At 68.4% G+C, this 18,610-nt stretch carries 16 protein-coding genes; 7 read left to right on the forward strand and 9 right to left on the reverse strand.

Features of this window, described 5'->3' with window-relative positions:
- Positions 1 to 358: 358 nt before the first annotated feature.
- Positions 359 to 691, reverse strand: coding sequence for a helix-turn-helix domain-containing protein (locus tag E3N94_RS00080; protein ID WP_104099849.1), 333 nt, complete (start codon positions 689 to 691; stop codon positions 359 to 361).
- Positions 692 to 902: 211 nt separating this feature from the next.
- Here E3N94_RS00080 and E3N94_RS00085 point away from each other — a divergent pair, with 211 nt between their 5' ends.
- Together E3N94_RS00085 and E3N94_RS00090 are read left to right on the forward strand one after the other, a co-directional pair.
- Positions 903 to 1,535: a hypothetical protein gene (locus E3N94_RS00085; protein ID WP_134569572.1), complete on the forward strand. Its 633-nt coding sequence runs from the start codon at positions 903 to 905 to the stop codon at positions 1,533 to 1,535.
- A 2-nt stretch (positions 1,536 to 1,537) separates the two neighbouring features.
- Positions 1,538 to 2,794 (forward strand): regulator, encoded by a 1,257-nt coding sequence (locus tag E3N94_RS00090; protein WP_174721879.1) that lies wholly within the window; start codon positions 1,538 to 1,540, stop codon positions 2,792 to 2,794.
- 93 nt (positions 2,795 to 2,887) lie between these two features.
- Here the strand turns inward: E3N94_RS00090 and E3N94_RS00095 are convergent, their stop codons facing one another.
- Together E3N94_RS00095 and E3N94_RS00100 are read right to left on the reverse strand one after the other, a co-directional pair.
- Positions 2,888 to 4,582 (reverse strand): DUF5671 domain-containing protein, encoded by a 1,695-nt coding sequence (locus E3N94_RS00095; protein WP_241987014.1) that lies wholly within the window; start codon positions 4,580 to 4,582, stop codon positions 2,888 to 2,890.
- On the reverse strand, positions 4,582 to 5,046 hold the full coding sequence (locus E3N94_RS00100; protein ID WP_134569573.1) for a hypothetical protein: 465 nt from the start codon (positions 5,044 to 5,046) through the stop codon (positions 4,582 to 4,584). Before E3N94_RS00100 ends, E3N94_RS00095 begins: the two co-directional genes overlap by 1 nt.
- Before the next feature lie 76 nt (positions 5,047 to 5,122).
- Here E3N94_RS00100 and E3N94_RS00105 point away from each other — a divergent pair, with 76 nt between their 5' ends.
- Positions 5,123 to 6,616, forward strand: coding sequence for a PAS domain-containing sensor histidine kinase (locus E3N94_RS00105; RefSeq protein ID WP_134373626.1), 1,494 nt, complete (start codon positions 5,123 to 5,125; stop codon positions 6,614 to 6,616).
- A gap of 127 nt (positions 6,617 to 6,743) precedes the next feature.
- On the opposite strand, the gene E3N94_RS00110 is transcribed toward E3N94_RS00105, so the two are convergent.
- Entirely contained in the window at positions 6,744 to 6,992 is a 249-nt protein-coding gene (locus E3N94_RS00110) for a WhiB family transcriptional regulator (protein WP_035837005.1), read from the reverse strand.
- A gap of 183 nt (positions 6,993 to 7,175) precedes the next feature.
- Here E3N94_RS00110 and E3N94_RS00115 point away from each other — a divergent pair, with 183 nt between their 5' ends.
- Positions 7,176 to 7,631, forward strand: coding sequence for a hypothetical protein (locus E3N94_RS00115; RefSeq protein ID WP_233191224.1), 456 nt, complete (start codon positions 7,176 to 7,178; stop codon positions 7,629 to 7,631).
- Between the two features lie 242 nt (positions 7,632 to 7,873).
- On the opposite strand, the gene bcp is transcribed toward E3N94_RS00115, so the two are convergent.
- From bcp to aroA, 3 genes are all read right to left on the reverse strand, one after another.
- Complete coding sequence (gene bcp, locus E3N94_RS00120) at positions 7,874 to 8,353, reverse strand: thioredoxin-dependent thiol peroxidase (RefSeq protein WP_134569574.1); 480 nt, start codon at positions 8,351 to 8,353, stop codon at positions 7,874 to 7,876.
- A 173-nt stretch (positions 8,354 to 8,526) separates the two neighbouring features.
- A complete protein-coding gene (gene rsgA, locus E3N94_RS00125) occupies positions 8,527 to 9,576 on the reverse strand; it encodes a ribosome small subunit-dependent GTPase A (RefSeq protein ID WP_104099854.1) in 1,050 nt (349 codons plus the stop codon).
- Positions 9,573 to 10,931: a 3-phosphoshikimate 1-carboxyvinyltransferase gene (aroA, locus tag E3N94_RS00130; RefSeq protein ID WP_134401758.1), complete on the reverse strand. Its 1,359-nt coding sequence runs from the start codon at positions 10,929 to 10,931 to the stop codon at positions 9,573 to 9,575. The genes rsgA and aroA overlap by 4 nt, the downstream gene beginning before the upstream one ends.
- A 110-nt stretch (positions 10,932 to 11,041) precedes the next feature.
- Between aroA and E3N94_RS00135 the strand changes: the two genes are divergently transcribed.
- Positions 11,042 to 11,647, forward strand: coding sequence for a sigma-70 family RNA polymerase sigma factor (locus tag E3N94_RS00135; RefSeq protein ID WP_233191227.1), 606 nt, complete (start codon positions 11,042 to 11,044; stop codon positions 11,645 to 11,647).
- A complete protein-coding gene (locus tag E3N94_RS00140; RefSeq protein WP_104099857.1) occupies positions 11,644 to 11,886 on the forward strand; it encodes a zf-HC2 domain-containing protein in 243 nt (80 codons plus the stop codon). The genes E3N94_RS00135 and E3N94_RS00140 overlap by 4 nt, the downstream gene beginning before the upstream one ends.
- Here E3N94_RS00140 and E3N94_RS00145 read toward each other — a convergent pair.
- Together E3N94_RS00145 and E3N94_RS00150 are read right to left on the reverse strand one after the other, a co-directional pair.
- The gene (locus E3N94_RS00145; RefSeq protein WP_134569575.1) at positions 11,883 to 12,719 is read right to left on the reverse strand and encodes a VOC family protein; all 837 of its coding nucleotides are present in this window, start codon (positions 12,717 to 12,719) and stop codon (positions 11,883 to 11,885) included. The genes E3N94_RS00140 and E3N94_RS00145 overlap by 4 nt on opposite strands.
- A gap of 444 nt (positions 12,720 to 13,163) precedes the next feature.
- Positions 13,164 to 16,991, reverse strand: coding sequence for a multifunctional oxoglutarate decarboxylase/oxoglutarate dehydrogenase thiamine pyrophosphate-binding subunit/dihydrolipoyllysine-residue succinyltransferase subunit (locus E3N94_RS00150; protein WP_134569576.1), 3,828 nt, complete (start codon positions 16,989 to 16,991; stop codon positions 13,164 to 13,166).
- Positions 16,992 to 17,123: 132 nt separating this feature from the next.
- Here E3N94_RS00150 and E3N94_RS00155 point away from each other — a divergent pair, with 132 nt between their 5' ends.
- Positions 17,124 to 18,563, forward strand: a complete 1,440-nt coding sequence (locus E3N94_RS00155) for a GuaB1 family IMP dehydrogenase-related protein (protein WP_134569577.1) — start codon at positions 17,124 to 17,126, stop codon at positions 18,561 to 18,563.
- Positions 18,564 to 18,610 lie beyond the last annotated feature (47 nt).

The following is an 18,610-nucleotide window of genomic DNA, read 5'->3' on the forward strand; positions in this document are numbered from 1 at the left end:
AACCCTCTGGCCTAACCCTCTGGCCAAACCCTCTGGCCAAACCCTCTGGCCAAACCCTCTGGCCAAACCCTCTGGCCTAATCCTCTGCGCCAACGCTCTGCGCCAACCGTCCGCGCTGAGCCGCCGTGCCTTTCGCATTCACAGCCCGCAGCAACTCGTCCGAACGAATTCGACGGAGATTTGAGTCTGAACAGCCCGTTTGGGCTCGAGAACGGTTGTTTGACCAAGTATCTCCGTCGAATTGGTTCAACGCCGGGGACAGCGGTCCGCCTGGATGAGCAGCGTGCCCCCGTGCGGTCAGCCCTGACCCTCCGGGAGCGGCACAACCACACGACGAGGATGCATCAATCTAGCCGGGTCAGTCGTCGGGACGGATGATCGTGCCGCCGGACAGCTCGGGGATGTTCCCGAAGTCCGACTGCTGCCACAGCGACATGCGCCGGGCCTCTTCGTACTTGGCCTCGATAAAAGACTCGAGCACGATCCGTTCGACCCGCCACACGCCCGCGCTGCCGGCCCCGATCGTGCCTGCGCCGCCCGCCGGGGTGCTCTGGGTGCCGAGCCGGATGGCCGGCAGCTCACCGGTGCGCACCAGCTCCAGCACCTCGGCCACCGTCAACGAGAGGATCTCCGCGGTGTCGGCCAGGGTGAGGAACCGGCCCACACTGGAAGCAGCCCCGGAATCGTTCATGGATCGATTATCCGTCGGCGGGCGGGCCCTAATCGGGGCGGAGTGAGGCTGTGGATAACTTTCCCGCGTGGGGGCGAAGACGACCACGATGGACGTCGAGGCGGATTCCCGGGTCAAACGGAGTTTCGAGCCGAAACTATTGAGTCGGCACCATCGATCCGGCTCCATCGAGTCAGCACCAATTGAGTCAGTATTGGGGAGGCAGGCGCCCGTGAGCAAGACCGCCAGGAACGCACGACCGAAATTCTGGTTCGATCCGCGATTCGCGATCGGGCTGGCGCTCGTGGTCGCCGCCGTCGGAGGCGTCTATCTGATCGTCTCCGCCGCCGACCGGTCCACGGCGGTGTTCACCGCGCGCTCGGCGCTCGCCGTCGGGGACCGAGTGGAGGCATCCGACCTCGTGGCCACGCAGGTGCGGCTTGGTGTAACGGGAGACCTGTACGTGACCCCCGACGGGCTGCCGGATGACGGGCTGGTCGTCACCCGCACGATCGCCGCCGGGGAACTCGTGCCTGCGTCCGCGGTCGGGCGCACCGCCGGCACCGAGGTCACGAGCGTGGTCGTTGAGCTGACCAGCGCCCTGGCCTTGAACATCGGTCCCGGCTCCGTGGTCGATGTCTGGTCCGCCCGCAAAACGGACCCGAACACGTTCGGGCCGCCGACGGTGCTCGTCGACCAGGCCGCGGTCGTGCGTCTGGTCGAGCCCACGGGGCTCGTGGCGGGAGGCGGCATTCGAACACTTGAGATCCTGGTGCCGAAGGGAGCCGTCGCGGCGGTGCTGGAGTCCATCGCGAACCGCGACGCCATCGCGGTTGTGCCCGTCAACGCACCGCTGGAGAAGTAAACGTGGCCACCATCGCACTGGCACTCGACCGGAACACCGAAGACCGTCTGCTGATCGACATCATCGAGCAGGGCCATGTGATCGTGGCGCGTTCGACGACTGCGGGCGAGGTGATCCTCGCCCTGCGGCAGCGCGCGCCCGAGGTGGTGATCGTCGGAGCCGGCCGCAGCACGCTCACGGCCGAGCTGATCACCGCCTGCGACGCCCACGGCGCCCGGGTGATCGCGCTCGCCGCCAACGACCAGGACCGACGCAATGCGGCCGGGCTCGGCCTCTTCGACGTGGTCGACGCCGCCGCCGACTGGGCCGAGACTGAGGCGCTGATCGGCGCCGGGGTCGCCATTCCGCTGCGGGTCGGCGATCCGGCGGGCTTGCCCGGCACAAAACGGCAGGGCACGGTCATCGCCGTCTGGGGGCCGGCCGGCGCCCCGGGGCGCACCACTCTGGCGATCAACATCGCGGCGGAGATCGCCGCTGCCGGGCATACCGTCGCCCTGGCGGACATCGACACCTACAGCGGTTCGGTGGCGCCGAGCCTGGGGATGCTCGATGAGGCGCCGGGCTTCGCCGCTGCGTGCCGCCTGGCCGGCTCGGACAGCTTCACCCGGTCCGAATTTGAGCGCATCGCGCAGCGCTACAACTCACCGCAGGGAGCCTTCTGGGTGCTCACCGGCATCGGGCGGCCGTCGCGCTGGCCCGAGCTCTCCACCGAGCGGGTGACGCGCACCATCAACGCGCTCCGTATCTGGGTCGACTACGTCGTGCTCGACACCGGGTTCAGCCTTGAGAGCGACGAGGAGATCTCCAGTGACCTGTTCGCCCCGCGCCGCAACGCGGCCACCCTGACGGGCCTCGGACTGGCTGACCACGTCGTCGCCTGCGGCCTCGCCGACCCGGTCGGGATGGCCCGGTTCCTGCGCGCCTGGGTGGACCTGGCCGAGGTGGTCACGACCGATCAGGTCAGCGTGGTCATGAACCGGGTGCGCCGGGGCGCGGTCGGGCTGGATGCGAACGGGCAGGTCGTATCGGCGCTCCGCCGGTTCGGCGGCATCGAGTCGCCGATCCTGGTGCCGCAGGACCAGGTGTCCACGGATGCGGCCATCGTCGCCGGGCGCACGCTGCGGGATGCCGCGCCGAAGTCCCCGGCGCGCACCAGCATCCGTCGCTTCGTGCGCACGGAGCTGCTGCCGGTGCCCGCGCCCGCCACGGGGCGACGGCGCCGGGAATCGAGATGGCGCCGGCCAGCGGTGGCCACCTGAGCCCACCGTCGGCGTCGAATCCCGCGTCGAACCCCGCATCGACTTGCGCGTCGACCCTTGTGCCGACCCCGGTGCGGAAGGCCGCACCGGCGCTCATTCCTGAAGCGGGATCACCTCAACCCGGTCGCCGGGGCCCGTGACGACCAGCACCCGCTTTCCGGTTACGCCGGTGAGGGCCTGGGCGAGATGCTCCACCGTTGCCGAGCTACCGGCGCCGTCGGCGCGCTTTAGCACGAAGACGGCCGCGCCTCCGGTCGCTGCGCCGATTGCGAGGCTGAGAAGTTCCGGGTCGGCGTCCGTTACCAGGAGCACGCGGCCGATGGTGCGCGCCGGCTGCGGGGCCTCTGCACTCACCGAGCGGTCTCGTCGCCAGACAGCGAAATGATACCCAGCGGCGAGGCCGGTGGCTACCAGCAGCCCCAGCGAGGCCCGCACCCGGTCGATCACGCTGTCCCCGGTGAAGTCGCCGAGGGCGAACTCGAAGAGCCGGTAGCCGATCACCAGAAGCGTCACGATGGCAACGACCGCGCTCACGCCGAACACCAGGATCAGGTACACCCTTCGTCCCGTGGAGCGGACCTCCGCGGGGGAGAGCGGCGTCGTAGGCTGCCAGGCCAGCCACCACACCGGGCCGCCGACGACGAGGGCGCTGATGCCGCCCAGCAGGAGGGTTCGGGTTCCTGAACCGGCGAGCGGGGTGGTCGTGGCGGCGAGGATCGCGTTCACGACCACGCCCAGCCCGGAGGCCGCGGCCACGAGACCCACGCCGGAGGTCACAAGCTTCGTCGCCACCCTCGTCGTGTCCGACCGGGCCAGGGTCAGGCCCCGGTGGTAGCTCCAGACGAGTGCGCCGATGAAGGCGACCGAGACGCCGAAACCCAGTAGGTCGAGGATGTCGGTGACCGGGTCGGTGCGGTCGATAGCCAGTCTGAGCAGCAGGAACAGCACGGTTCCGACCCCGCTCAGCGTCAGGATGGCCGCCCCGGCCACGCCGACGGCCACGACCATTAGATCGGCGAGGCCGCCGCGCAGGTCGCGGGCCTGGCTGCGGATCCAGTGCCACCACCAGATGACCAGCCCGCCGGCGAACCAGATGAGCGCCTGGAGGGTCAACTCCCACCAGGGTTCGCCCGGGGTGAGGCTCGGTGCGGCGTCGACGGCGGCGTCGAGAAGAGAGCTGAGGGCCGTGACGGCGCCGCCCACCGCGATCACGAGACCGAAGACGGAACCGAGGATCGGGGCCACGGTGACCAGCTGGGTGGGGCTCTTCTCCTCGTGCCGGGACATCCACAGGTGCCAGACCCACACGCCGGCCCAGACCACTCCGGTGGCGAAGAGACGCGGTTGCCAGTCCCCGCGCACGAGCACGGCCGCCGTGGTCAGCAGGGCGGTGCTGAACGTGACAAGGGAGACCGTATACAGGCCGGCCAGGTAGAGCCCCCAGGCGACGGATGATCGTTCCGCGCCGTCCATTCGGCGCCACAGCACCCACCAGAGTACGGCCGCGAACGGGCCGGCGATGAGGGTGAACGCGAGCGAGCGGGCGAGCCCGGTGATGTCGCTGGAGGCAAGTGCGTTGCCGGTGTCGAGGAGGCGCCCGAGCAGTCCGCTCACTCCGATGGCGGCAATCACGACCAGGGCGAAGAGCAGAATGTATACGATCACCCGGCGTACCGTGGGCTGGGCCGCGCTCTCCCCGGATGGCGTCGATTTGCGCACCGCGATCACGATGCCGGCGATACCGCCGCCGATCACCAGGACGGCAACCAGCAGCACCACGCTGACCATCAGGAACCGGCCTTCGGATTCGGGCAGATGTTGAGTTCGTAGGGGGCGTCATCGATCAACCACGTGCCGTCGACGGCCACCAGGTCGAAGACACCCTGGGTCTCGTACTCGTCGGCTCCGAAGGGGCCGCTGCCGTAGGAGGTGACGATGGACACCTTCACGTCGGCCGACTCGGCCCGCTCGGTGGTCGACACGAGAGTGACCCGCATGTTGTCGGTGGGGCCCCGGCCGAAGTCCTCGCAGCCATTGAAAGCGTCCTCGGTGAGGTACGCGCCAGCGGCCTGCTCGTCGCCGTTGATGACGGCCGCGGAATAGTCCTGGACGAGGCCTTCCGGGGTGTCGGCGTCAAGCTGTTCGGGTTCGCCGCCGGTGAAGACGACGATGAGGGCGATGACCACCAGCGCTCCGATCACGGACAGTAGGACAACCAGGGTCCGATCGGGCTTTCCATTTGCTGTGCTCATCTGTTCAGCATGGCCCAAACTACGAGACGGCACCACGACGGCGGTGGCACGTGTCCGGGGGACCTAGGCTATTGCTGTGTCGACGCTCAGTAATCTCGTACTTGCCCAGGGCCGCAGCAGTGCGGAGGATGTGGACTGGCTCCATATGCTTGTCGCGGATGGCCAGCTCCTGGCCGATCTCGCCTTCGCGGACATCGTCGTGTGGGTGCCCAGCAGCACCGGGAGCTTCGTGGCCGTCGCCCACGCCAGGCCGTCGAGCGCCGCCACCCTCTTCTATCGTGACTTCGTCGGGCAGAGCATCAAGGTCGAGTGGCGACAGCAGGTCACCGAGGCTTTCGAAACGGCGAGGATCGTCGACACCACGGCCCCCGACTGGTACGAGGAGACCCCTACCCGGGTGCGCGCGATCCCGGTGCGGCGGCGGCTCAGTTCCACGGGTTCCCAGATCTCGGACACGCCGGTGGCGGTGCTCACCCGGCACACCAACCTGAGTGAGGCGCGCACGCCGAGCCGGCAGGAGCTGACCTTCAACGACTGCGCCAATGACCTCTTCGCCATGATCGCGTCCGGCGATTTTCCCGATCTGGGCGCCCCCACCGGCCCGAGGCGCGGCGCCCCGCGCGCCTCGGACGGACTCATCCGTCTCGACGTCGACGGCGTGACCACGTTCGCGAGCCCGAATGCCCTCTCCGCCTTCAACCGAATGGGGTTCGCCGACGAGCTGGAGGGCGAGTCCCTCGCCGAGGTGACCACGAGCCTGCTCACTGGAACGGCGGTTGTCGACGAGACCCTGCCGCTCGTGGTCACCGGCCGGGCGCCATGGCGCACCGACGTGGAGGCCCGCGGCGTGACGGTCTCGCTGCGTGCCATCCCGATCCGCAACCGGGGCGAACGGATCGGAGCCATCGTGCTCTGCCGGGACGTCACCGAGCTGCGGCACCAGGAACGTGAGCTGATCACGAAGGATGCCACCATCCGGGAGATTCACCACCGGGTCAAGAACAACCTGCAGACGGTGGCCTCGCTCCTGCGGATCCAGGCGCGCCGCACGCATTCCGACACGGCCAGGGAAGCGCTCAACCAGGCGATGCGCCGCGTGGCCGCCATCGCCGTCGTGCACGACACACTTTCCGAGGGCCTCAGCCAGAAGGTCGACTTCGACGTGGTGTTCGACCGGGTGTTGCTGCTGATCATGGAGGTGGCGTCCGCGCACAACACGACGGCGCATCCGAAGTCGTCCGGCAGTTTCGGCATTCTTCCCAGCGCCTACGCGACGCCGCTCGCCCTCGCGCTGACAGAGCTCGTGACGAACGCCGTCGAGCATGGGCTGGCCGGACGCGAGGGGGAGGTGTCGATCGAGGCCGAGCGTAACGAGGAGACCCTCACCGTGCGGGTGCGGGACAACGGCACGGGCCTGCCGGAGGGCAAGGTCGGGTCGGGACTCGGAACCCAGATCGTGCGCACCCTGATCCAGGGAGAGCTTAGCGGCAGTATCGACTGGCACACCATGATGGGCAGCGGCACCGAAGTGACCATCGAGATCCCGCTGCGGTACATGCGCGAAGCGTAGCGCCGGGCGCGGGGTGACGCCGTGGGGTGTCGCCTCGGGTTCCGAGCGCGTCGCGCGCAACGAAGAAAGGCCCGGCTGTTCAGCTAGGCCTTTCTCTGTGATCCCGTGGTGCGGGGGGGGGGGCGTGCTAGGACGCGCGCCGGGCCCGGGCCGCGCGTCGCTTGAGCGCGCGACGCTCGTCTTCGCTCAGTCCACCCCAGACGCCGGAGTCTTGTCCGGTTTCGAGGGCGTACTGCAGACACACCTCGGTGACGTTGCAACGGGCGCAGACCGACTTGGCCTTCTCGATCTGGTCCACAGCGGGGCCAGTATTACCGACCGGAAAGAAGAGTTCCGGGTCGGCGGTGAGGCAGGCAGCTTTGTCGCGCCAGTCCATAGGGGTGCTCCTTTATTGCAGGGATGCCTGGCCGATTGGCCGAAGATGAAAGGCTGCCGATTGCAGGAAGGGTAGTAGATCTACTCGTTCAGATCGACTCACGTCCCTGTGAGCGTCAACCGGGCCTCAAAAATGATCGCATAATGGTGGAGTCAAATCAATAGTTTTGAATGGGATATCTCTGTGAATGCACGGTCAGACCACAGCGGCGACGACGAGAACCAGGCCGGCCGGGTGCGTCGGCCGGGGGCCGTGCTGCTCCTCGCCGCGATCCTCTGCGCGGAGGCGGCCCTCCTCTGGGTCGCGGTCGCGTGGCTCATTCTCGAGTTGCTGATCGCGACGCCGACCTCCCTGGCCACGGCCCTCGCCATCCTGGTGCTGGTGCTGATCGCCGCGTCCTGGGTAACCGCCATCGCGGTCAACTCCCTGCGGCGCCGGTCCTGGATCCGGGGCGCTGCCGTCACCTGGCAGATGGTGCAGATCGCCGTCGCCATCGGCTCCTTCCAGGGGTTCTACGCCCGGCCCGACCTCGGCTGGGCGCTTCTTCTGCCGTCGGTCGTGGTCCTCGTGCTGCTGTTCCAGCGGCGCGTAATCGCAGAAACGACGTCAGCGCGCTCCGAGGACGGCTTGCCGCAGTAGCGGCGCAGTAGCGGCGCAGTAGCGGCGCAGTAGCGGCGCAGTAGCGGCGCAGTAGCGGCGCAGTAGCGGCGCAGTAGCGGCGCAGCAGGGCCGCAGCTGGGCCGCTCCGGCTTCGGCAGCGGCGGGGTGGGTAAGACGTGCGTTCGAGCGCTCCGGGGGCCGGTAGGGGCCACCTGCGGCCGGTGGGGGCAGCGCAGGGACCGTGCCGGGACTGTGCCGGCCGCGTGGCGGCATCCGTTTGGTCAGGCCGGCAGGCCGAGCTTCTTGCGCAGGCTCGCGACATGGCCGGTGGCCTTCACGTTGTAGAGGGCTAGCTCGACCATGCCGGTCTCGTCGATCACGACGGTGGAACGCAGCACGCCCGTGACGGTCTTGCCGTAGAGGGTCTTCTCGCCCCAGGCGCCGTAGCCCGTGTGCACCGCGAGGTCGGTGTCGCTGAGGAGCGCGAACGTGAGCTGCTCGGTCTCCTGGAATTTCTTCAGCTTGACCGGGGCATCCTTCGACACGCCGAGCACCTGGTAGCCGGCCGATGCCAGTGAGCTGAGGTTGTCGCGGAAGTCGCAGGCCTGCTTCGTGCAGCCGGGCGTCATCGCCGCTGGGTAGAAGTACACGACGACCTTCGAGCCGGCGAAATCGGCCAGCGACACGGCGTTCCCGTCCTGGTCGGACAGGGTGAACGGAGGGGCTTGGTCGCCGGTCGCGAGCCGCGTGGAATCGGTCATCCCCCCACGCTACTGGTCCCGCCTGTACCCATTTTCCGCCCATCCCTGACGAATTCGACGGTGATTTGGGGCCAGGCACCCGTTTTTTGGCCCTGCACGGCTTTCTAGAGCAAAATCTCCGTCGAATTCGTTCAATGCAGGGGCTGCTGGCTCGGGGTGGTGGGTGACAGGGGCTAGTGGGTGGGGGCGGCGGCGAAGGTGGCGAGCAAACGCTGCAGCGAGTCCAGGCGCACCTTGCCGGTCTCGCCGAGCTTGCCGGCGCTAACAGCCTCGTTGATCGCGCAGTCGGGCGAGTTCGGCAGGTGGGTGCAGCCGCGCGGACACTTTTGGGAGATCAGGGCCAGGTCGGTGAAGGCCTTGAGGATGTTGTCGGTGTTGATGTGGCCGAGACCGAAGGAGCGCACGCCGGGGGTGTCGATGACCCAGCCCCGGCCGGCATCCGTTTGCAGTCGCAACGAGATGGTCGACGAAGACGTGTGCCGGCCGCGGCCGGTCACCGTGTTGACGACTCCGACGGCGCGGTGGGCGCCCGGCACCAGGGCGTTGACGAGAGTGGACTTGCCGACGCCGGAGTGACCGACGAAGACCGTGTCGTGGCCGACCAGGGCGGCGGAGATCTCCGCCAGCGGCATGGCGTCGTCGCGGCTCTCGAAGACGGGCAGGTCGAGGCCGGCGAAGTTGCGGAGGAAGGCGGTGGGGTCGGCCAGGTCGGTCTTGGTAATGCAGAGAATGGGATTCACGCCCGCGTCGTAGGCGGCGACGAGGTAGCGATCGACGAGACGGATGCGCGGCTCCGGGTTGGCGGCGGCCACCACGATCAGCATCTGGTCGGCGTTGGCGACGATCACTCGCTCCACGGCGTCGGTGTCGTCTGCGCTGCGGCGCAGCAGCGTCGTGCGCGGCACGATCCGCACGATCCGGGACAGGCTGCCCGGTGCTCCGGTCGTGTCGCCGACGATGTCGACGCGGTCGCCGGTGACGACGGCCTGCTTGCGCAGTTCGCTCGCCCGGGCGGCGGTCACTCGGCGCTCGGCAGGCAAGTTCTCGTCGAGCATGACGGTGTACCGGCCCCGGTCGACCGAGAGGATGCGCCCGGTCAGCGCGTTCTCGTGGTCGGGGCGGGTCTTGGTGCGCGGTTTGCTGCCCTTGCGGTTGGGGCGCACACGCACGCTCGACTCGTCGAACTCGGGCTCATCGTCGTCGGCACTCGCCCACCACGTCACGACGGGGCTCCGGAAACGAGCGTCGACCAGAGGTCGGTGAACTGGGGAAGGGTCTTGGCGGTCGTGTCGATGTTCTCGATCAGCACGCCGGGAACGAGGAGACCGATCAGCGCGCCTGCGGTCGCCATCCGGTGGTCGTCGTAGGTGTTCCACGGCCCACCGTGCAGCGGGCGCGGGTCGATCCGCAACCCGTCGGGCAGCTCGGTGACGGAACCGCCGAGCCCGTTGATCTCCGCGGCGAGGGCCGCCAACCGGTCGGTTTCGTGGTGCCGGATGTGCCCGATCCCGGTGATCGTGCTCGGGGACTCGGCCAGGGCGGCCAGGGCCACGAGCGTGGGCGCGAGCTCTCCGCCGGTCGACAGGTCGAGCTCCACGCCCCGGATGCGGCCGGTCCCGGAGACCGTGAGCCGGTCGCCCTCCCGAGACACCTCGGCGCCGAAGCGCGGCAGCAGGTCGGCCAGGTCGGCGCCGACCTGGGTGGTGGTCTCGGGCCAGCCGGAGATGGTGACGCTGCCCCCGGCCACGAGGGCCGCGGCGAGGAACGGCGCCGCGTTCGAGAGATCGGGTTCGATGTCGACCTCGGCGCCCTGGATCGGGCCGGGAGCCACGATCCACTCGCCGACGGCCGGGCTGTGCACCGTGACGCCGCGCCGGGCCAGCGTGGCGATGGTCATCTCGATGTGCGGCAGGCTGGGCAGGCGCTCGCCGGAATGGCGCAGGTGCAGGCCCTGCCCGAAGCGCGGCGCGGCGAGCAGCAGGCCGGAGACGAACTGGCTCGACGTGGACGCGTCGATGGTGATCTCCCCGCCGACTAGCGTGCCGGTGCCGTGCACGGTGAAGGGCAGGGCGCCGCGACCGTCGTCGTTGATGTCGGCGCCGAGGGCCCGCAGGGACGAGATGGTGGTGCCCATCGGGCGGCGGCGTGCGCCGGCGTCCCCGTCGAAGGTGGTCGGCCCGAGGCCGAGCGTCGCGACCGGCGGCAGGAAACGCATCACGGTGCCGGCGAGACCGCAGTCGACGGTCGTCGACCCGAGCAGCTCCCCGGGGGTGATCCTCAGGTCGGAACCGAACTCCCCGGCGCCGGGGACCTCCTCGATGACGGTGCCCAGTTGACGCAGCGCCGCGACCATCAAGTCGCTGTCCCGCGAGTGCAGCGGGGCACGCAACAGCGACGGATGCGCGGCGAGGGCGCTGAGCACCAGCTCCCGGTTGGTCAGCGACTTCGACCCCGGCAGGGATACGGACGCTGAAAGCGGGCCGGCGGCCGTCGGAGCGGGCCAGCGGGCATCCGTCACCTCGGGCGACGTGTCGCCGTAGGGATCGAACTCAGGCTTGGAATATCTCGAGATCAACATCGGTTATCAGAATAGTCGGTGATGAAAGAGAGAGGGAGGCCAGGGTGACGCTGTCCATGGTGCTGGAGCGACCTGCGGTCGTTTCACGCGACGGCTTAGGATTGTCCGTGATGACAACCGATGCGATCGAAATGCGAGACCTGTTCGAAGAGCAGGCGCTGCCCTTTATCGACCAGCTGTACGCCGCGGCCATGCGCATGACGCGCAACCCCTCCGACGCCCAGGATCTGGTTCAGGAAACGTTCGTGAAAGCGTTCGCTGCGTTCAAACAGTTCGAGCAGGGCACGAATCTCAAGGCCTGGCTGTACCGCATCCTGACCAACACCTTCATCAACACGTACCGCAAGAAGCAGCGTGAGCCGTTCCAGGGCACCATCGACGATCTCGCGGACTGGCAGCTCGGCGGCGCGGAGTCCCGCACGGCGATGGCGAATCGTTCGGCGGAGGCCGAGGCCATCGACCACCTGCCGGACAGCGCCGTCAAGGACGCTTTGCAGTCCATCCCGGAGGACTTCCGGCTGGCTGTCTACTTCGCCGACGTGGAGGGGTTCTCTTACCAGGAGATCGCCGAAATCATGAAAACACCCATTGGCACCGTGATGAGTCGCCTGCATCGTGGCCGGCGCCTCCTGCGCGACCTGTTGGCCGGTTACGCCCTTGAGCGCGGCCTGGGAACAGCGGCGGGCCAGACTCGAACCGGGAGCACACCAGCATGACCGATTATGGCTGCGAGAAGGCCAAGGCCGAACTCGAGGAATACCTGCACAACGAACTGTGCGGCGAAGACGCGTCTGACATTCAGGAGCACCTCGCCCACTGCAGCGACTGCAGCGACGAGCACCTGGTCGGGCGCACACTGACCGAGGCTGTGCAGCGCGCATGCCGTGAAATGGCCCCCGAAGACCTGCGCGACCAGGTGTTGCTGAAGCTGCGCACCATCCAGTCCGCCCACTAGCCGATCGGCAGGTCGGCGTCCTCCTCACCGGCGTCGTCGATGTTCTTCTCCTCGGGGAGCGGCTCGTCGACCGAGCCGAGCACGAACAGGGCCCCAGTCGGGTCGGTGACCAGCGCGAAGGTGCCGAACTCCGCCGTCCACGGCTCACGGACGACCGTGCCGCCGAGCTCTGTCACGGTCGTGACGGCCGCGTGCACGTCAGGCACCCCGAGATAGAGCTGCCAGTGCGAGGGCACGCTGTCGGGCAGGTGTTCCGCGGCGTCGAAGACGCCCGTCACCATCTCACCCTCCGCCCCGATCGTGCTGTAGCGGAAGTCCTCCGTGTCGCTCAGGACGACCGCTTTCCAGCCGAACACCTCGGTGTAGAAATCGAGAGCGGCGGAATAGGAGCGGGTGTTCAGCTCGTGCCAGACCGGTGAGCCCGCCTCGCCGAAGACGTCGAAGCCGGTGAACTCGTCGGCCTGCCACACCCCGAAGGGCGCACCCGTCGGGTCCATCAGGATGGCCATGCGGCCCATGGTTCCCACCGTCATCGGCTCGGCCAGCACGTCTGCGCCGGCCGCGCGGGCGGCGGCGACGGCGGCGTCGGCATCCGTCACCGACAGGTAGGTGGTCCACGCGTTGGGCAGTCGGGAACCCGGCTCCTGTGAGCTCATGCCGGCGACGTCCGCGTCGCCCTTCCGGAAGGTGACGTAGTTGCCGTACTCCGAACCGGAATCGCTGGCCGTCCAGCCGAACAGCCGTGTGTAGAACTCCCGGGCGCGCGGCAGGTCGGAGGTCATCAGGTCGGCCCAGCAGGGCTGACCGGTTCGGTTCGCGTGCGGTGCGGGCATGGCGGATCTCCTTGTCGGTGGCCGATGCGTCGGCGGGCGGTGCGGCCAGCCTAGATGAGTGAGTCCTGATAGCCGAGGGGCGATAGGGGTTCGCGGTTCCGAAACGGTTGTTCCCGGTGCTGACGCCGGGCGATCAGGGGACCGTGACGCTGGATGAAGTGTGGCCCGCCGTGTCTTTCGAGTCCGAAGCCGTGCAGTAGCGCTGTCCCGAACGAATTCGACGGAGATTCCGCCCCAATCAACCCAAAACGTCCGGAAATGCTGTTTTGGAAGAAAATCTCCGTCGAATTGGTTCGACGCCGGGTCATGACCAGCGCTACGCGGTCGTCGCCTCTGATCTTGCGGGGGTGACACAGCCCGTCGATCAGGCCTCACCCGTCGAGGACTGGGCCGTAGCGTCCGGTGCGGCCCATTCTGTCGAACGGTTCTGCCGGTCGGCGCAGGTCACAGGGTAAGCGCCTGGCGTAGTAGTTCGGCCTGCTCGACCGCGTGACGCTTCGCCGAGCCCGCCGCCGGCGACGCCGACGCCGCCCGGGAGAACAGGGTCACCGGGCGCGGGCCCAGCTTGTTCGTCTCGAGGTAGAAGAACGGCCAGGCACCCTGGTTCTCCGGCTCGTCCTGCACCCAGGCGAGTTCAGCGTCGGGGTACTGGTCTGCGACCTGCTTGAGTTCGACGGCGGGCAGCGGGTAGAACTGCTCCAGGCGAACCAGCGCGATCTCCGGGTTCGGGTTCTTGTCGAGTTCGGCGAGCAGGTCGTAGTAGAGCTTGCCGGCCAGGAACAGCACCCGCTTGACGCGCGGCTTGTCGGTGATCCGGGCGTCGTCGATGACCGGTTCGAACCGGCCGGTGGTGAAGTCGGCCACCTCGCTGGTCGCGCCGCGCAGGCGCAGCATCGACTTCGGAGTGAAGACGATCAGCGGGCGCCGTGGGCGCATGTAGGCCTGACGGCGCAGCAGGTGGAAGTACGACGCGGGCGTCGACGGGCGAGCGACGGTCATGTTGTCTTCCGCGCACAGCTGCAGGTAGCGCTCGATCCGGGCGGACGAGTGGTCCGGCCCCTGGCCCTCGTAGCCGTGCGGCAGCAGCAGCACAACGGATGACCGCTGGCCCCACTTCTGCTCGGCGGAGGAGACGAACTCGTCGATGACCGTCTGGGCACCGTTGGCGAAGTCGCCGAACTGCGCCTCCCAGAGCACCAGGGCGTCGGCGCGTTCCACCGAGTAGCCGTACTCGAAGCCCATGGCCGCGTATTCGCTGAGCAGCGAGTCGTAGATCCAGAACCGGGCCTGGTCTTCGCTGAGGTTCGCCAAGGGCAGCCATTCCTGGCCGTTGATGCGGTCGTGCAGCACCGCGTGACGCTGCACGAACGTGCCGCGGCGGGCATCCTGGCCGGCGAAGCGCACCGGGGTGCGCTCGAGCAGCAGGGAGCCGAGGGCGAGGAGTTCGCCGAAGCTCCAGTCGATTTTGCCGTTGCGACTCATGTCGTTGCGCTTCTGCATCAGCTGCTGCAGCTTATTGTGCACGGTGAAGCCGGCGGGCTTGTTCAGGAAGGCATCGCCGATCAGGTGCACGACCGCTTCGGGCACCCCGGTCGTGGCCGGTTCCCCGACCGCGTCGTCGTGCTTGTCGGTACCGTGCTTTTCGGCACCGATGCCCTGCGGCGCGGCACCGGCCGCGCTGACGATCGGGATCGACGAGGACTGCGCCGCGTGCGTCTCCATGAACGCGCGCTCGAGGCGGTCCTGGAAATCCGCGTGCGAGGCCTCGTATTCCTCCTGCGTGATGTCGCCGCGACCGACGAGAGCCTCGGTGAAAAGCTTCCGGACGGAGCGCTTGGCCTCGATCAGGTTGTACATCAACGGCTGGGTCATCGAGGGATCGTCGCCCTCGTTGTGCCCGCGGCGGCGGTAGCAGACGAGGTCGATGACGACGTCCCGCTTGAATTCCTGACGGTAGGCGAAGGCGAGCTCCGCGACCCGCACCACGGCCTCGGGGTCGTCCCCGTTGACGTGGAAGATGGGCGCCTGGATGGTCTTGGCGACATCCGTCGAGTACACCGAGGTGCGTCCGTCACCGGGCAGTGTGGTGAAGCCGACCTGGTTGTTGACGACCAGATGGATGGTGCCGCCGGTGCGGAACCCGCGCAGTTGGGACATCTGGAGCGTCTCCAGGACGATGCCCTGGCCGGCCATGGCCGCGTCGCCGTGCACGAGGACGGGGAGGGTGGAGAAGGTGCCGATCGGCTTGCGGTCCTGCTTGGCGCGCACGATGCCCTCGAGGACGCCGTCGACGGCCTCGAGGTGGGACGGGTTCGCGGCCAGGTAGACCGGCATCTCCGTGCCGTTGGTGGCACGGAAGGTGCCCTCGGTGCCCAGGTGGTACTTGACGTCGCCGGAGCCCTGCACGGTGCGGGGATCCTGCGTGCCCTCGAACTCGCGGAAGATCTGACCGTAGGTCTTGCCTGCGATGTTGGTGAGCACGTTCAGGCGCCCGCGGTGGGCCATACCGATGCAGACCTCGTCGAGGCCGGCATCCGCGGCACCCTGCAGGATCGAGTCGAGCAGCGCGATGGTGGACTCGCCGCCCTCGAGGCTGAACCGCTTCTGGCCGACGTACTTGGTCTGCAGGAAGGTCTCGAAGGCCTCCGCCTCGTTGAGCTTGCCGAGGATGCGCATCTGCTCGTCATGCGTGGGCTTGACGTAGCTCTTCTCCATCTTTTCCTGCATCCACTTGCGCTGGGCAGGGTCCTGGATGTGCATGTACTCGATGCCGGTCGTGCGGCAGTAGGAGTCGCGCAGCACGCCGAGGATGTCGCGCAGGAGCATCAGGCGTTTGCTGCCGAACCCGCCGGTGACGAACTCGCGGTCCAGGTCCCAGAAGGTCAGCCCGTGGTTCGAGATTTCCAGGTCGGGGTGGGAGCGCTGCGTGTATTCAAGCGGGTCGATGTCGGCCATCAGGTGGCCGCGCACGCGGAACGCGTTGATGAGCTCCTGCACGCGGGCGGTCTTGTCGACGGCGCTGGCCAGGTCGACGCTGATGTCGGGCGCCCAGTGGATCGGGTCGTACGGGATGCGCAGGGCCGAGAAGATGTCCTCGTAGAAGTTGTGCTGCCCGATCAGGAGCTCGTGCACGATCTTGAGGAATTCGCCCGAGCCGGCACCCTGGATGACCCGGTGGTCGTAGGTGCTGGTCAGCGTGATGGTCTTGGAGATGGCGAGGCCGGTCAGGGTCTTGCCGCTGGAACCCTGGAACTCGGCCGGGTAGTCGAGGGCTCCGGCGCCGATGATGCAGCCCTGGCCCTTCATCAGGCGCGGCACGGAGTGCACCGTGCCGATGCCACCGGGGTTTGTGAGGGAGACCGTGGCGCCGGAGAAGTCATCCGCCGTCAGCTTGCCCTTGCGGGCCCGGGTGACGAGGTCTTCGTAGGAGGAGAGGTACTCGCCGAAGGTCATCGTGTCCGCGCGCTTGATGGCCGGGACCATCAGGGAGCGGGTGCCGTCGGGCTTGGGCAGGTCGATCGCGATGCCGAGGCCGACGTGCGCGGGAGCGATGACCGAGGGCTTGCCGTCGATCTCGTTGTAGTAGACGTTCTGGCTGGGGAACATCTTCAGCGCCTGGATCAGCGCCCAACCGATCAGGTGCGTGAACGACACCTTGCCGCCGCGCGAGCGCTTCATGTGGTTGTTCATCACGATGCGGTTGTCGATGAGGAGCTTCGCCGGGATGGTGCGCACGCTGGTGGCCGTGGGCACGGTCAGGCTGGCCGCCATGTTCGCCGCGAGGCTCTTGGACATGCCGCGGAGCGGGGTGACGACGTCGACCTCGGTGGCCTCGGCGGCGGTCGGCTGCGAGTTCGTGATCGGAATGTCGGCCGGCACGGGGACCCGCTTGGGCGCGCTGGACGTCGTGCGCGCGGTGCGCTGCCCGCCGACGACGGGGATGGGCGCCGTGATCGGGGCCGGCTCCGCCGCTGGGGCGGCCGGGGTTGCGGGGGCGCTTGCCGCGGGCGTGGTCACGTCGGGAGCGATCACGGCGGGCGCGTCGCCTGCGGGTGCGCTGCTCGCGGGTGCACTGCTCGCGGGAGCCTCTGAACCGTCGCTGCGGCCGTTCGCGGTCCGGTGGTAGCTCTCGAGGACGGGCCACCAGGACTCGTCCACCAGCTTCTTGTCGACGAGGTACCGTTCGTACAGTTCGTCGACGAGCCACTCGTTCGCTCCGAATTCACCCGACGTCGTCTCGTCGGATCCACTACCGGTCAACTGGCTTGACACAGCCGGTTCCCACTCTCTACGTTGATTTTGAATGTCCAGAGCGGTCGTGCACGCCCGGCGCGGTCTGCTCGTCCAGCCTAATCCCCTCGGGCCTGGCTGCGGGCATCCCCGCGGGGCGCTAGCGTTATTTCCATGCAGTTCTATGGAGCGGTACCCAGCCACGACCTCACGTATTCCGACGTCTTCCTTGTGCCGAGTCAATCGGATGTGAGCAGCCGCCTCGATGTCTCCCTCGCCCCGGGCGACGGCAGCGGCGCCACCATCCCCATCGTCTCGGCGAACATGAACTCGGTCACCGGGCCGCGCCTGGCGGCCGCGCTCGCTCGCCGCGGCGGGCTCGGCGTGCTGCCGCAGGACATGCACCTGCAGGATCTCGACGCCGCGATCCGCTGGGTCAAGGCCCAATCCACCCGCTTCGACACCCCCTTCAACTTCGCCCCGGGGGACACCGTGGCGCTCGCCCTGCGGCAGGTGCCGGCTGTGGCCGGCCAGGGATTGGTCATCAACGATCAGAACGACGATTACCTGGGTGCCATCGACGCGTCCCGGCTGGCGACGGCGCTGCCCGACGCGCTCCTCGGAGACCTCCTGCACGGCACGATGACCTCCCTCGACGCCGACGATATCGAAGGCCCGCGCCGCGCTTTCGACGTGATGACCGCGGCCGAGCTCGACTTCGCCACCGTGCAGCACCACGGCCGGGTGATCGGCACCCTCAGCCGCAAGAGCGCGCTTCGCTCCACCCTGTATCAGCCCGCGCTGGACGCGCAGGGCCGACTGCGCGTGGCCGCGGCGGTCGGCATCAACGGCGACATCGCGGCCAAGGCCCGGGCGCTCGTCGCCGCGGGGGTCGACGTTCTCGTGATCGACACCGCGCACGGCCACCAGGGCGGCATGACGCGGGCGATCGAGATCGTCGCCGACCTGGGCCTCGGCATCCCCATCGTGGCCGGCAACGTCGTGACCGCGGATGCCGTGGGTGACCTCGTCGGCGCCGGCGCCACCATCGTAAAGGTCGGCGTCGGCCCCGGCGCCATGTGCACCACGCGCATGATGACGGCGGTCGGCCGCCCCCAGTTCTCGGCCGTGCTCGAGACCGCGGCCGCCGCCCGGGAACTCGGAGCGCACGTATGGGCCGACGGCGGGGTGCGCTACCCGCGCGACGTGGCGCTCGCGCTCGCCGCCGGCGCGGCATCCGTCATGATCGGATCCTGGTTCGCCGGCACGATCGAGGCACCCGGCCTGCTCGATCGGGACGCCGCCGGCGGCATTTACAAGGAGAGCTGGGGGATGGCCTCCACCAGGGCTGTGCGCCAGCGGTTCGACCGCCTCGACGCCTACGGGCTGGCCCGCAAGACGCTCTTTGCCGAGGGGATCTCCAGTTCGAAAATCTACCTGGACCCGCTGCGGCCGTCCGTCGAGGACCTGCTGGACATGATCACCTCCGGCGTGCGCAGCTCGTTCACTTACGCGGGCGCGACCTCGGTCGCGGAGTTCCACACCCGTTCGCTGGTCGGGATCCAGTCGGCGGCCGGCTACGAGGAGGGCAAGGCCCTGCCCGTGTCCTGGTAGAGGTGGGGGGCCTGACACCCGGGAACGACTCGTGGCCTCGGTGCCGG

Origin of the sequence: Cryobacterium sp. Sr3 (genome assembly GCF_004402835.1) — a bacterium.
GTDB classification, from domain to species: Bacteria; Actinomycetota; Actinomycetes; order Actinomycetales; family Microbacteriaceae; genus Cryobacterium; species Cryobacterium sandaracinum.

What these genes read in the sequence shown, in the direction of transcription:
- aroA (WP_134401758.1), bottom strand. Translation starts at nt 10,931, where the DNA reads ATGTTGATCTCGAGATATTCCAAGCCTGAGTTCGATCCCTACGGCGAC.
- E3N94_RS00110 (WP_035837005.1), bottom strand. Translation starts at nt 6,992, where the DNA reads ATGGACTGGCGCGACAAAGCTGCCTGCCTCACCGCCGACCCGGAACTC.
- E3N94_RS00145 (WP_134569575.1), bottom strand. Translation starts at nt 12,719, where the DNA reads ATGCCCGCACCGCACGCGAACCGAACCGGTCAGCCCTGCTGGGCCGAC.
- E3N94_RS00080 (WP_104099849.1), bottom strand. Translation starts at nt 691, where the DNA reads ATGAACGATTCCGGGGCTGCTTCCAGTGTGGGCCGGTTCCTCACCCTG.
- E3N94_RS00095 (WP_241987014.1), bottom strand. Translation starts at nt 4,582, where the DNA reads ATGGTCAGCGTGGTGCTGCTGGTTGCCGTCCTGGTGATCGGCGGCGGT.
- E3N94_RS00100 (WP_134569573.1), bottom strand. Translation starts at nt 5,046, where the DNA reads ATGAGCACAGCAAATGGAAAGCCCGATCGGACCCTGGTTGTCCTACTG.
- E3N94_RS00135 (WP_233191227.1), top strand. Translation starts at nt 11,042, where the DNA reads ATGACAACCGATGCGATCGAAATGCGAGACCTGTTCGAAGAGCAGGCG.
- bcp (WP_134569574.1), bottom strand. Translation starts at nt 8,353, where the DNA reads ATGACCGATTCCACGCGGCTCGCGACCGGCGACCAAGCCCCTCCGTTC.
- E3N94_RS00155 (WP_134569577.1), top strand. Translation starts at nt 17,124, where the DNA reads ATGCAGTTCTATGGAGCGGTACCCAGCCACGACCTCACGTATTCCGAC.
- E3N94_RS00140 (WP_104099857.1), top strand. Translation starts at nt 11,644, where the DNA reads ATGACCGATTATGGCTGCGAGAAGGCCAAGGCCGAACTCGAGGAATAC.